At 44.2% G+C, this 14,007-nt stretch carries 12 protein-coding genes; 3 read left to right on the forward strand and 9 right to left on the reverse strand.

All coding sequences use genetic code 11. From position 1 onward, the window contains the following. Positions 1 to 17 precede the first annotated feature (17 nt). Positions 18 to 1,691 carry a diguanylate cyclase gene (locus AYJ58_RS17595; protein ID WP_106651113.1) on the reverse strand — a complete coding sequence of 558 codons (1,674 nt, stop codon included), beginning with the start codon at positions 1,689 to 1,691 and terminating at the stop codon, positions 18 to 20. Positions 1,692 to 1,937: 246 nt separating this feature from the next. Here AYJ58_RS17595 and AYJ58_RS17600 point away from each other — a divergent pair, with 246 nt between their 5' ends. Then, a complete protein-coding gene (locus tag AYJ58_RS17600) occupies positions 1,938 to 2,789 on the forward strand; it encodes a DMT family transporter (protein ID WP_106651114.1) in 852 nt (283 codons plus the stop codon). Positions 2,790 to 2,849: 60 nt separating this feature from the next. Here the strand turns inward: AYJ58_RS17600 and AYJ58_RS17605 are convergent, their stop codons facing one another. The 3 genes from AYJ58_RS17605 to AYJ58_RS17615 form a co-directional block, all read right to left on the reverse strand. Further along, positions 2,850 to 3,389: a YfaZ family outer membrane protein gene (locus AYJ58_RS17605; RefSeq protein ID WP_106651115.1), complete on the reverse strand. Its 540-nt coding sequence runs from the start codon at positions 3,387 to 3,389 to the stop codon at positions 2,850 to 2,852. Positions 3,390 to 3,554: 165 nt separating this feature from the next. Next, the gene (locus AYJ58_RS17610) at positions 3,555 to 4,058 is read right to left on the reverse strand and encodes a GNAT family N-acetyltransferase (RefSeq protein ID WP_106651116.1); all 504 of its coding nucleotides are present in this window, start codon (positions 4,056 to 4,058) and stop codon (positions 3,555 to 3,557) included. Positions 4,059 to 4,197: 139 nt separating this feature from the next. Next, on the reverse strand, positions 4,198 to 5,568 hold the full coding sequence (locus AYJ58_RS17615; RefSeq protein ID WP_011846297.1) for a magnesium transporter: 1,371 nt from the start codon (positions 5,566 to 5,568) through the stop codon (positions 4,198 to 4,200). A 151-nt stretch (positions 5,569 to 5,719) separates the two neighbouring features. Between AYJ58_RS17615 and AYJ58_RS17620 the strand changes: the two genes are divergently transcribed. Next, complete coding sequence (locus AYJ58_RS17620; RefSeq protein ID WP_106651117.1) at positions 5,720 to 6,205, forward strand: glutathione peroxidase; 486 nt, start codon at positions 5,720 to 5,722, stop codon at positions 6,203 to 6,205. Between the two features lie 615 nt (positions 6,206 to 6,820). Here AYJ58_RS17620 and AYJ58_RS17625 read toward each other — a convergent pair. After that, entirely contained in the window at positions 6,821 to 8,680 is a 1,860-nt protein-coding gene (locus tag AYJ58_RS17625) for a M1 family metallopeptidase (RefSeq protein WP_106651118.1), read from the reverse strand. A 305-nt stretch (positions 8,681 to 8,985) separates the two neighbouring features. Between AYJ58_RS17625 and AYJ58_RS17630 the strand changes: the two genes are divergently transcribed. Then, positions 8,986 to 9,183, forward strand: coding sequence for a hypothetical protein (locus AYJ58_RS17630; protein ID WP_157825786.1), 198 nt, complete (start codon positions 8,986 to 8,988; stop codon positions 9,181 to 9,183). A 259-nt stretch (positions 9,184 to 9,442) separates the two neighbouring features. Here AYJ58_RS17630 and AYJ58_RS17635 read toward each other — a convergent pair whose 3' ends face one another. From AYJ58_RS17635 to AYJ58_RS17650, 4 genes are all read right to left on the reverse strand, one after another. Next, positions 9,443 to 10,414 carry a PstS family phosphate ABC transporter substrate-binding protein gene (locus tag AYJ58_RS17635; protein WP_106651120.1) on the reverse strand — a complete coding sequence of 324 codons (972 nt, stop codon included), beginning with the start codon at positions 10,412 to 10,414 and terminating at the stop codon, positions 9,443 to 9,445. A gap of 231 nt (positions 10,415 to 10,645) precedes the next feature. Then, positions 10,646 to 11,944: a phosphate regulon sensor histidine kinase PhoR gene (gene phoR / locus AYJ58_RS17640; RefSeq protein WP_106651121.1), complete on the reverse strand. Its 1,299-nt coding sequence runs from the start codon at positions 11,942 to 11,944 to the stop codon at positions 10,646 to 10,648. A gap of 80 nt (positions 11,945 to 12,024) precedes the next feature. Continuing rightward, the gene (phoB, locus tag AYJ58_RS17645) at positions 12,025 to 12,714 is read right to left on the reverse strand and encodes a phosphate regulon transcriptional regulator PhoB (RefSeq protein ID WP_006085167.1); all 690 of its coding nucleotides are present in this window, start codon (positions 12,712 to 12,714) and stop codon (positions 12,025 to 12,027) included. Positions 12,715 to 12,900: 186 nt separating this feature from the next. Further along, positions 12,901 to 13,845, reverse strand: a complete 945-nt coding sequence (locus AYJ58_RS17650) for a porin (RefSeq protein ID WP_012196809.1) — start codon at positions 13,843 to 13,845, stop codon at positions 12,901 to 12,903. Between the last annotated feature and the right edge of the window lie 162 nt (positions 13,846 to 14,007).

The raw sequence follows: 14,007 nt of genomic DNA on the forward strand, positions 1-14,007 counted from the left end.
ATTGAATGCTGAATTGGCTAGCTTAAATGCAGTCTCACATCGACACCACGGGTATCGGCATACTCTTGGCGACGCTTATCCATTCGCGATTGGTACAAATGAGTATCAGCAGAACGCAGCCATTCATGGGGATCGGCCACCTCAGAATTTAACGATATTCCGAAACTACACTGACAATCCTTAAAGCCTTGGCTAGCTAATTGTTCACCTAACCCATTCAATGTAATCAGTAATAGTGGGATACCCACTGAAGGTGTCACAACGACAAACTCATCACCACTAATACGATAAAGCTTTAAATGCGCGAGATCCGTTGCTTGCAATAATTTCACTATCATTTGCAATAGCCTATCGCCCTCTTGATGGCCGAGCGTTTCGTTAACACTTTTCAGGCTATCGATATTCAATAGCGCTAACGCCATAGGCTGCACCACTTTATCGGCGAAGCCTAGTTGCGAATTCATATACTCATCAAAGGCATAGCGATTACCTACTCGGGTCAAACCATCTAAACGTGCCTTTTCCCATGCAATCGCTAACTCTTCAATATGCGCCTTACGTTCCTCCGCCAGTAACTTGAGCTTATTGGCTAACGCCAGGGACAGCAGTAACGCATCGGCCGTGCCGCCCATCAGCGTCGCCAGCTCAGCATGTTCAATGAAATCAGGGGTTAGCCCCATATTACCGGGTAAAATAATTACCGCAGGCAAGAGTAAACAAGTAAAGGCGAGAATAAAATAACGCGCAGGAGCAAAGCCTTTCATCAAGCATACATTACCGCAGGTAATCGCTAGGGCAATCCACAGCATAATTAGCACAGAGGCAATAATCGCCGTATAGGACAACAACCAAATACTGGTCGGCAAAGCCACAATACAAGCAAACATTAAATACTGACTAAGGCGCCACAATCGCGGTGAGTAGCTAGGTAACTGCAAGAAGTGCTTGTAAAACATGATATTAAAAATAGGCAAACTGATGAAAAACAGATGATGCAACTCAAGATAATGGAAATTAAACAAGTGCGCTGGCAAATGGAAGGTCAGTGCCCAGCCACCAAAATACGCGAAGACATAAAGGCCATAATAAAGAAAAGCTTTATCGAGAATAGAGATATAAATCAGAATATTATATAAGGCGATAAATAATAAGCCGCCTAGGCACAGCAGCACAGCCATGGCGAGGCGATCAGACATCAACTGATGATCCGTCACGCTTTGTAGGGCAATCTCGGGAGGCGATGAATAATAACGGCTACTCAGCTTAACTAACAGCCAATAATCCGTACCCATATTTAAGGTAACCTTACGGCCATAATCGAATAAAAATTCGTAGGGGGCGGTGTAACCGCTGTGGGCATGTTGTGTACTGCCGTCACTACCGAGTATCCAGTAATCAACAGATTCGATAATTGAATTACTCGCATCCACTACCCAATTCGACTGACGCTGATTAACCATCACAGGCGTGATCATCCAATAATCACCGCCAGTTAAACTCACAGAATTAGCTTCATCGAGTTGGCCCATCCAATTGGGCACGGCATCAAACTGTTTTGGGGGCTGTTGATCCGCTTGAGCATGGAACAAATACGGCGAATCGAACGCAATTTCAGCGCTTAATACAGAGGGACTTAATGTCCATATAAAAAGTAAAAAACACCAAAATAGGGTTTGTTTAAGTTTGTTCATCGGCTTATTAAGTTAAAGGGCCATAGATCATTTAAACAGCTATGAAGTAAATGCTAATGCTGTCAATCTTAGTCGATAGTTGGAATTGTAGGTTAACTTTATGGCTACATTTAGTTTTTTACAATCAATTAGGCTAAATTAGTCGAATATCCCATGTCGTATGGAGGTATTTTAGTCTCAAAATCCAAACCGTGGCCTGAAATCAAAAATACAACTTAATACTGACTTATTTTTTGCTGGGTTCCTATGCTGCCTCTATTGATGATTTTAGCCGCACAATTACTGATTGCCAGTGGCAACCTGTTAGTGAAGTTGCTTGAAAATGATGTACCCGTGTTCCAACTGGTGCTCTACAGACAACTCTTTGCCACCTTGCTAGTGCTGCCTTTCGTATGGCGCTTACAGGGTAACCTCAAGCTGAGCCCTTATTATAAAGTGCATCTTGCCCGCGCCCTATTGATTGGGCTCGGCAACGCCATTTTTATGCTCGCCATTTTGCATCTTCCCCTCGCAACAGTAACCGCCGTGATTTATACCTCACCTTTGTTACTTCTGGTGCTTTCTGCGTTATTTTTACATGAACGCATCGGCTATCGACGCTCAGTTGCGGGGATCATTGGCTTTACTGGCATTTTACTCATCAGCCAACCAACAGAGTTTAACCTGTATATAGGTTTAGCCTTTTTCGGCGCTATGACGTCGGCGTTGAATAGTTTGATTTTAAAGGCCTATTCGACCCATGAACATCCTTTCTCTATGCTCTTTTGGTCTAATGCCTTTGCGATGATATTTCTGATACCAGCAACCTTATACGAAGGCGCGGATTTTAGTTTGCCAGTAGCACAGGTGGGATTAACGTTGGGACTATTTTATATTGGTATGACTTATCTCATCATCCATGCCTATCGACGTGCTGATGCGAGCCAAATGGCGCCTGTTGAATATACCGGATTGATTTTTGCAGCCTTGTTCGGCTGGTGGATACTCGGTGAAGAACTCGGCCTAGTGATGCTAATCGGCATTGGATTAGTCATTTTCTCATCCATATTGCCCAGCTACAGCGAGCTAAAAGCAAAATGGAAAAGCCGGCGAAGTTGACCTTGGCCGGCTCTTGTCATCGACTGCTAAGTTAACGCAGCGAGATCAAAACGATTGGTTTTAGAAACGGAATTTGCCGCCAATATACACGCCATCTTCGAAAGTGAAATCGCGGGCGTCATCGTACTCATAGGCAATTTTGCGATAACCGACATAAAATGCCATGTTTGGCGTTACGCGATATTGCACTTTTGAATCGAGCTCATATTGACCATCAACATTGCCAAACGACAAGACTGACGGCGCATAGTAAGCGGCGGCGTGTAATGAAATATTAGGCCCCATAGATAACGCATAACGGCCACCAACAGAAATGGCGCTACCATTTGGAGAATAGTCAGACCAAAGCTGACTTAACTTAGCGCCAACTTCAAAGTGATGCACACCCACATCATGGGTCATGTGCATTGCACCTTGGGCAATATGGCCGCCCTCGTCGGCATAGATATAACCTAACACTGCGTTAGTATCTTTGTTCAATTGCAGCTCTAACTCAGTAGAAACCACATCGTTGTTCAACCCAAGATTAAATTCTGACGCATTCACTTGCAGCGCTGCTGCACTCAATAATAAAACACTTGCTACTCTGAACTTAGCCATAAAAACACCTCAATAAATGACTGTGGGTAATAGCCGCGGATCATACCGAATAAATAAAGAAAATCAGCCTATTTACGTATAAATGGGGATTTTTTGCGATGGATATACAAATGTAAAACAAACTCGAAACAGCTGAAGATCTAAGCCTTTTCACTTACAGCACAATTATACCGCTTGAATGCGATCACCCACTAAAGACAGCATTATCGCTTCAGCGTCGACATTGGCACTTAAGGCTAAGTAATACCAACCCACAGTGTTGCCCGTGCCGCGGATACTCAAGTAATCACGCCAAAACTGAAAGCCAGCCTTCAACAAATTGGCTTGGCTCGAGGTGTTCTCGGCGCGAATAGTGGCGTATAAAATCATGATCCCTAAAGCCTTAGCCACTTCGATACGTTTTTGCGTTAAACCTTGGGCAATACCTTGACGCCGATAATGGGGCGACACCACCAAATAACCTAGCTCACCCACTGTACCTTTACCGGCTTTTATCGCAGCGCAACCGACTATCTCACCCTCAAAGGTTTTCGCTAAGATCACCGCACGAGAATCGAAAAATACCTGATGATCCAGCGGATGGGCGTTATCATCACGCCCATCAATCAATTGGGCCGCCTGCGCTAATTCCTCTGGCTGTTCACTTATTACAAACTGAATGTCACTCATATCCAGATTAAACCGTTAATGTTGCCAACATACGGGGAATGAACGCCACTTAGCAGTGCACTCACTATCCCACTTTGCTATCACTCACACTACAAATCTAACAGAACACTATTGATATAACTGTTTATATACCAATGCACTACAGATATAAGAGGGTCGCCATACCTAAGAAAGTAAAGAAGCCCACCACATCCGTTACTGTGGTCAAGATCACTGACCCCGACAGCGCCGCATCTTGATTAAACTTCTGCAGCACCATAGGCACGACCACACCAGCAATTGCCGCCACGGCCATGTTAATCAAAATTGCGCAGCCAATCACTATGCCTATGGTCGCTTCACCGAACCACCAGCCAGCGACTAAACCTATGACTATTGCCCACAAAAATCCATTAACTATGCCAATGCCGAGTTCGTTCTTCATTAACGAAAACAAGTTACCTGCTGAAATCTGTCCCATGGCCATACCGCGGATCATCAGCGTCAACGACTGACTACCCGCAATACCGCCCATAGAAGCGACAATCGGCATTAACACTGCTAACGCGACCACTTGGGATAACACATTTTCAAATAAGCCAATCGTCGCCGAAGCGAGAAAAGCCGTCAGCAAATTAATCCCGAGCCAGACAGCGCGGCGCTGGGCGCCCTTCATAATCGGCGCGAACAAGTCGTCGGACTCATCCATACCCGCTGTTGCCATCAACTGCGCTTCATAATGTTCACGCACTAAAGCGGTCGCGGTTCGCAGCGTCACGCGACCAATTAACTCGCCAGACTCATCGATCACAGGCAATTCAATTTCGCGGCTGTGCTCTATCGCTTCGGCCGCTTCCAATAAACTCGTGTCAGCGGATAACGCACGGCTATCCTCGGACAAAAGTGAAATCAATAACTCATCGGGATTATGCTTAAAAATGTCATACCGACGCACTGTACCTTGATACTTATCTTGATCATCAACGATAAACAAATTGTCGTTACAATCGAGTTCGATACGGCGGAAAAAGCGCTGCGCCTGCGCAACGCTCGCCTTATCACTGAGCACCAACATTTGATGATCGGTATAACGGCCGATTTCATTCTCAGAGTACTGATCGTAAAGCTCGAATCGTTGTCGCTGACGCTCGCCCATCTGAGCCAAGGCGCGATCGGTAAAACTTTCAGGGAGATAGTCACTCCACTCAATTAAATCTTCTGGGCTTAACTGGGCAAATAGCAAGTCCACTTCATTGTCGGGCATCCGTTTGAGGATCCCCATGCGCGGATCGGCACGCATTAAGCTCAACACTGTCACTCGGTCAGCAAATTCAACTTGCTGCCAACGCTCGTAACGCTCATCCAAGGGCAAGGATTCAAGCGCTAAGGCTATAGTTCCAGGTTCTGAGTCATTCAAAATTTCGCTAAACACTTCAGCTTGTTCTTCGCCTTCAACTTCGGTGAGTTGTTGAACAACCTGCCCCACGTCCGCTTGCATGTTTGTTTCGTATTCTGCGTCATTTTCTGTCACACAGATGCCCTTTTCTTTAGCTACAAAATTGCTGTAACTATATTGATAATCAAGTAAATTAGCAAACTCACAAAGTAAATTGTGCACAACTATATTGCTGAAAACCTTTTTTAGGTTTATGCTGTTTGACTTAGATCCTATGGAGGTGAACATGACTACGAACATATACAGCCAATCAGCGACAGACATTCAAGGCAACGCGGTAAGTTTAGAGCAGTATCGAGGCAAAGTTCTCTTAATCGTCAATACCGCCAGTGAATGTGGATTTACACCGCAATACAAGGGATTAGAAGCGTTATATCAAAAATATAAAGACCAAGGATTAGTGATTTTGGGCTTTCCTTGCAATCAATTTGGCGCCCAAGAAAAAGCCGATGAGCAAGGTATTCAAGCCTTTTGTGAATTGAATTTTGGCGTGACATTTCCACTATTTTCTAAAATAGAAGTGAATGGCGAACATACCCATCCACTTTATCAATACCTTAAGAAAGCCGCTCCCGGTGTATTAGGTACTCAAGGTATCAAATGGAATTTCACCAAATTTTTAGTTAATCGCCAAGGCGAAGCGATTGAACGATTTGCATCGACCACGAAACCCGAAGCGTTAGAAAGTAAAATTGCCGCTTTGCTAAAATAATTTACTCGCTATCTATTTGAAATTTTGCGTTTTATAAAAATTTAGATTTATTTTAACTTTTTATGGAACTTTAACCGTACAAGCCCCTCAAATATATTGAACAGTGAATGTCTTTTTCATGTTCATCATCTCCCTGGGGCTTTTAGCGCGGCCCCCTTGACCTAGGAATAGGTCACTAGGCAACCATTGGGTTGCCTTTTTTTATTCCAATGATATATATGTAAAATAAATGTAGCAGCTCATTTCAACTGCTTTTTATCCCTCAGAAAATCTTTTTCAAACTTTTTGGAATTTTTTTGCGATATCGATGAACTTAATTAAAAATGGCGACTCTGAGTATAGGTAAGGATTAACGGATAAGATTAAATGCAGCTTGGGAATGAAATATGTGGAGTCACAGTTTCATCTACTCAAATGACACAGTTTCTGTTTTATCGCATTGAGTCTAATTAGTTGGTCGTTCATCATCATCTCCCTTTTGGGACACAATAGAAAACACGCTAGCGCACTGAATTCTATTTGTATCCCGCACTGATTTCCTTGTGGCAACCTTAGGTTGCCATTTTTTTTACTTAAATTTCTATCATGCCTAAATATCTATAATCGCCTAAATGTCTATAATATTAACGACTTGTCTAATTGAACTTGAATTGAAGGATGATAGCCTGCGCGAGCCTTTGTATAGATATCTTTTAATTCAGTGTGATACCCCGCGATTTGCAGCTCCGCATAAAGTGGCCGCACAAATTTGCCGCGGCCAATACGCACTAAATAAGCACTTAAAGCCGACAACACTGGGTCGTAATGATTGCGAATCGCCACCCTAAACCAATCACAGGCAATTTCTGCGTTAGTCGATTGGGTAAATTGGAAGGTTTCATCCAGATCCATCAGTTGTACTTGGCTGACGACTTCCGGTAATTGGGTCAAAAAATACTGCCAATGATGTACTCGCCAATCTTTTACGCTTAATCGGCTCGCGGCCGTTCCCTGTATAAAGCACGCCAGCGCATCATCCACTTTATCTAAACTCATGGATGTTGGTCCGCAATATCCCTCGGGCAAACCTTCGCCATAAATCCACGTTAACAGCTCGGCTTCGGTGATCTTATCTGAGTGTAATGGCAGTAAGGTTTGCTGCGCGTATTCTACAAACACTTCGGTGGTAATCGCCTTAAAGGCAAAATGGTCCACATAGTTGCGTAAAAATTTATCAAACGCCACTCGCCCTAGTCTGCGCTCGAGATCATGGACAAACATCGAGGCTTTATCATAGGTAAAACGATTAAAGGCAAGGTTAGGATCGCCCTGCTGCACATTGGCGGGCAAGGTTTGTTTATCTTTAGGCAAAGACGCCATTTCTTCTGTTAAGCGACCAAACTCTATCACCCACTCCAACTCTGCTTGTTCTTTGCCGTAAACCGCTTCCACAATACGGTTAGTAAAGTAAGTCGTAAAACCTTCGTTTAACCAGAGATCTCGCCAGGTTGCATTACTGACTAAATTGCCCGTCCACGAATGCGCTAACTCATGGGCAACGGTGGAAACCAAGCTTTTATCGCCGGCGATAAGTGTGGGCGTTAGAAAGGCTAAACGTGGATTTTCCATCCCGCCAAAGGGGAAACTCGGCGGCAGGATAATCATGTCGTAACAGTCCCACACATAAGGACCTAACAATGACTCGGCAACCTCGAGCATATGTTCGGTGTCTTCAAACTCTTTTGCGGCGGCCGCCAACATACTTGGCTCAGTATACACCCCGCATCTTGGGCCTATCACTTGAAAGTCAATATCACCGACTGCCAGCGCCATCAAATGGGTCGGAATAGGTCGTTCCATCTCAAAGTGAAATACACCATTAAGCGGCGTGTCGGGATGATTCATCGCGCTCATAACGGCTCGCATGCCTTTGGGCACTTGCACTTTAGCATCAAAGGTTATCCGCGCCTTAGGCGTGTCCTGCAGTGGGATCCAGCTACGAGCATTGATCGGTTGCGATTGACTGAAGAGATAAGGTAACTGTTTACCCGCAGTTTGCTCAGGCGCTAACCACTGTAATCCTTGGGCGGCTGGAGAGGTGTGATAGTGAATGCAAACCTGCTTGCAAGGTGACGTTGGCAAACTGATGCATATTTTTTGCCCGAGAATAGAATTGGCTTCACTTAGTATAAAATCGAGCGGCGCTTCATTTTCTGGTGTCGAAACACTCGTTGTATCAGCAGCATACACGGCAGTAACCGCGAGTATGGTGAGATCGCGGCTATCGAGCCAAAGCTCTGTTACATCAAGCTCAAGGTAATCCAAGGACAGTGTCGCTTTGCCAATAAGACGCTTCGCGTCAAAATCCACCAGCAAATCCAAAGAGACATGGGTCACTTGCACTTGTTCGGTATTAGCAAAAGAATGGTAATCTCGGGTGAAATCCCAAGTCGTGGCATCCGCTAAGGTATTCTTAGTCTTAGTTGGTTGTAACACTGTCGCCTCAATATTCAAGTTATGGGCACAGGGCGATGGGCGCTAGCCCCCTAAGCTCTGGCTCTTAATGGATAGGGTAAGTTTGAATACTTAATCGTGAGTCGTATGCCGTGTGGCGCACTGCTGTGGTGCAGCGCTTCATGACTTGCCACTGTCATAACTCATCACGGATTGCTAGTCGTTATTATCGACCGCACATTTGCTCATAGGCAAATCGTAACTGAGCTTTAAGTCAGCTTATAGGCGAGTTTTTTGTAACAGTTCATCTTTGGCGGCGATCGCAGAACAGCAATAGGTTTTCTTTCGTGATGCAAGATTTGACCAACAGCGCCAATAGCGATGTGCAAACTGAGCAAACTGAGCAAACTGAGCAAACTGAGCAAACTGAGCAAACTGAGCAAACTGAGCAAACTGAGCAAACTGAGCAAAAAATCGAGGCTCACACCTCTTTAAAAAAACATATGCAAAATTATTTAAAATATTTCGCACTTTCTCTGAACTAATTTAAAGATGCTGAGTCAGATATTATGAACCGAATCTTTGCAATGAGTTTCTTCGTTCATCATCATTCTCCTTTAGATGGTTTCTAGCGCGACCGTCCCAAGATTCCGATTTGGAATTTACAGCAACCTATTTAGGTTGCTTTTTTTATGTCTTTGATTTGGCATTTACCAGACAAAATGACCAAACAACACAGTTCAGATAAAACCCAAAAAACAAAAAGGACCTCCGAGGAGGTCCTTGAGTCACAAGCCGTTTAACTTACAAGCGGATACCCACTTTTTCTAAATCTTTGGCTACAACACTTTTCGGAATAGTAACATAACCATCTTTTTCAACTACTTGCTGGCCTTGCTTAGACAACACGTAACGGATAAATTCTTTTTCCATTGGTGCTAAGTCTTTATTTGGTTGCTTGTTCACGTAAACATATAGGTAACGTGATAATGGATAAGTACCGTTAGCTGCGTTTTCTGCCGTTGCTTCGATAAACTCATTACCTTTTTTAGCAATTGCCACTGCTTTAACACCAGCGGTTTTGTAGCCAATACCTGAGTAACCAACCGCGTTTAGAGATTGAGAAACTGATTGCACGACAGATGCAGAACCAGGCTGCTCGTTCACGTTGGCTTTAAAGTCACCTTTACACAGTGCGTGCTCTTTAAAGTAACCATAAGTACCTGATACAGAGTTACGACCGTAAAGTTGTACGTCTTTAGCAGACCAGTTACCGTCTAAACCCAACTCACCCCAACGTTGGATATCGCTGCTACCACATTTGTGAGTAGAAGAGAAAATACCATCAACTTGCTCAACGGTTAACCCTTTGATTGGGTTATCTTTGTGAACAAATACCGCTAAAGCATCGATAGCTACACGAATTTCAGTTGGCTTATAACCATAATGTTTTTCAAACGCTTCGATTTCGTTAGGCTTCATCTTACGGCTCATTGGGCCGAATTGTGAAGTGCCTTCAGTCAACGCTGGTGGCGCAGTAGAAGAACCTGCCGCTTGGATTTGGATATTGACGTTAGGGTACATTTGTTTAAATTCTTCAGCCCAAAGTGTCATCATGTTGGCTAACGTATCTGAACCTACAGATGATAAGTTGCCTGACACGCCACTTGCTTTTTCATAGGTTGGCAGAGATTGATCAATCGATGCCATCGCAGTTGCAGAGAATACACCAGCGGCTGTTAGGGTAATCGCGCCGACAAGCTTTTTCAGTTTCATTATGTGCTCCAGTAGTAAGCTAACTAATTCGTAACTTAAGTTTCTTCAGACGCAGCCAGTATCAATCGCTACAATGACAATTCTATGTCCGTGATGTGACACTTAGATGACAATGCGTTATATATCGATTTTTTCTGTCATTAATAATGAACTCAGTAGCCCTAGAAATAAAAAAAACAGGCCATAGTGACCTGTTTTTATTATTAATTGCGAATATTTCAATCAAGCAATTTATTTCTTACGCTCGATAAGATGCAAGGGAATAACAAAGCTAAAGGTACTGCCTTTACCCACTTCACTGCTGATTTTAAGCTCACTGTGATGATGGTTAAGTGCATGCTTTACAATCGCAAGACCTAAACCACTGCCACCAGTTTGCCTTGAACGCGCACTGTCTACCCGATAAAAACGTTCAGTTAATCGACCTATGTGCTGGGGCGCAATGCCTTCGCCCGTATCCGTTACGCTAAAAATGGCTCCCGTGGCCATACTGCGCCACTGCACTGTGATTTTGCCGCCGGGTTCAGTGTAACGAATCGCATTAGAAATCAAATTAGAACAAGCGCTTCGAAGCTGCAATTCATTCCCATGGGAATCAAGCCCAGGTTCGCAATAGAAGCTCAGCTCGTATCTGTCTTGTGCCAGCGCTTTAGCTTCTTCCTTCAGCACCTCCATCAGTTGCGTCATGTTCACTGTATGTTCGAGGTTGATATCGGCCGCATCTTCAATCCGCGATAATATCAATAGCTGTTCGACCATAGATTGCATTCGCCGCGTCTGCTGCTGCATTAAGGCCAGCGGCTTGACGTTCATCGAATCGGGTTCCGCCATGCTTTGCATCATTTCAAGGTAACCCTGTAGCACAGTGAGCGGCGTTTTCAGCTCATGTGACACATTGGCGACAAACTCTTTACGCATGCCCTCAAGCTGACGTATACGAGTGATATCCCGCGCAATTAACAATAGCTGCCTATCGCCGTAGGCCATGATACGGATCTCAAGCAAACGCCTATCCGATACTGGCGAAGGTAACTCCAGCGGCTCTTTGTATTGTGCGGATTTAATATAAGCGGAAAAATCAGGATGGCGGATCAAGTTATCAATACGCTGGCCATTATCCTGCGGCCAAACAAAACCGAGAATAAGCTGCGCTAACTTGTTGCACCATAAAATATTATGCTCTGAATCGAGCACCACAGCGGCATCGGGTAACGCCTCTGCACCTTGGCGGAATCGCGCCAACAATGCGGCTAATTGACCGACACGTCGACGATTTTTCCCTTGAAGGCGATAAATGCCGTTAAACACCCCTTCCCAACTCCCACTGCCCTGCGGCGGCGTGAGTTTCCTATCGCGCCATAACCAAAAGTTAAGCCGTGATAATTGTCGATAATGCCAGCAAACCAGCACTAGCATGCCGATAAAGAGTATCCAGAGAAGTTTCCCTACCAATAAACCTATTAGCGCACAAAGCAGTAGATATAAAGCTAAGCGCGTAAACAACCGGTACCCTGAATAAGAGTCAGACATAAATAAACCCAAACATCAGGCTAAATAAGAGGAGCACAAGATAGCCTAAAAGCTAACTTGTGCCTAACACTTATTCGGCACTAAATGCGTGTAGAGAAACGATAACCTGCGCCACGAACCGTTTGGATCAAGCGGTCGTGACCAGACTCTTCAACGGCTTTACGAAGGCGTCTGATATGCACGTCAACGGTTCTGTCTTCAACATACACATTAGTTCCCCACACATTGTCGAGCAGCTGTTCGCGGCTGTAGACACGTTCTGGGTGGGTCATGAAAAAGTGTAATAAACGAAATTCGGTTGGGCCCATATCTAATACAGTCTCGCCTACGCTCACCCTGTGGCTCACAGGATCGAGCATTAAGCCCTGCACATCAATGGTTTCTTCTAAACGAGTCGGTGCACTGCGACGCAATACAGCCTTAATACGTGCGACAAGTTCTTTAGGGGAAAAAGGTTTAGTGATGTAATCATCGGCGCCGACTTCGAGACCTTTGACTTTATCTTCCTCTTCACCGCGGGCAGTTAACATGATGATCGGAATTTGGCGCGTGAACTCATCTTGCTTCAAGCGTTTCGCCAATTGAATACCACTTCCGCCAGGAAACATCCAATCCAATAAAATCAGATCGGGGTAAGGCTCCTTTAGCAGCGCAATGGCCGAATCAAAATCTTCCGCCGCAGAGGTGGTAAACCCGTGCTGTTCCATTACAAAAGTCAGCATCTCGCGGATGGCTAACTCGTCTTCTACTATCAATATCCTTGCAGTCATAAGTGATTTTCTGTCAGTGAATGTCAACACGGCTATTATTAGTCATTTTTATTACAGATTTATGAATAAGCACGCCGCTCGAGCCATATAGTAGCGATATTTGTCATAATAAGTTTATATAACTGTTTGTTTATAGCAATAAAAAAGGAGGCTATATGCCTCCTTAATTGAATCTTAATACTGGATTTAGAATTTGTGTTCTAAGCCAACACCGATATATTTGTCATCATCAGCAGACGCTTCTAACGAACGATTGGTGTAGAAAGCGAAGACTTTAGTCGGTTTAGCCAGTGCATAATCAGCACCTACTGACCATGAATCACCTTTATCTTCCATGTCTTGATATTGTGCTTTTAAAGTAACAGCATCGATATCGTAAGCGGCACTGAACAGGTAACCATTAACGCTATCGGTCGTTACAGGCAGCGCGTTTTTATAAGTTTCTTCCTGTTGTTGGTACATACCGCCTAAAGTTAAATTAGCGATTTTACCTTGAACCGATGCACGCAGGATTTCATAACCTTTCACATCTGAGTCATAAGCAATAGCAGCATAGATAGGTGATTTTTTCAGTTTAGCGTCACCGTACATAGCGGCTAAGCTGAAACCATCTTGACCCTGTTGGTCAGCATCACCTTCAGCAGCATAAGTCGCACCGAATACAAAACCGCTGATTGATGGAGATAAGTAAGTCGCAGTTTGACCTAAACGGTTGTCGCCTTTGAACAGGCTTTTTAAGTCGCCAGATAAATCGTTGAATTGGTCAACGTTACCTTGAGAGATTTTTAACAGCGTGTCGTTACGACCAACTGAGAACGAACCGAATGCGCCTTTTAGGCCAACAAATTGGTTACGAGCTTTAAAGTTGTCGCTAGTCGCAGCACCTGTATCAACTTCGTATTCAACTGTGTAGAAGGCTTCCAGCGAGCTAGACAGTTCGAAATTACCCTTCACACCAAAACGAGAAGCATTACTTTGAATAGTTGTTGTAGCATCACCTTTCTCATCATTTGATTGAGCGGTGACATTCAACTTACCATAAACAGTCAGTGGCTCAGCGGCATAAGCTGAAGCCAGAGTTGCAGAAGCTAGCGCAGAAGCAAGTAGAGTTTTACAAAAAACGTTCATCATTTAATCCTTTCGACGTTATGTTCGTCTTGGTTATTGGTTTGGAACGACCGAAAGTGTGCAATGAATGTGTTTCAGTTTTATTTCAATTGTGACCATTTAGTGCGCAAGGTAAAAAAGCTGACGCTAAGCTTGGTGCTAAACCCAGTAAAGATGCGGTCTGCA

It is taken from the genome of Shewanella sp. Pdp11 (genome assembly GCF_002838165.1).
GTDB lineage: Bacteria > Pseudomonadota > Gammaproteobacteria > Enterobacterales > Shewanellaceae > Shewanella > Shewanella hafniensis.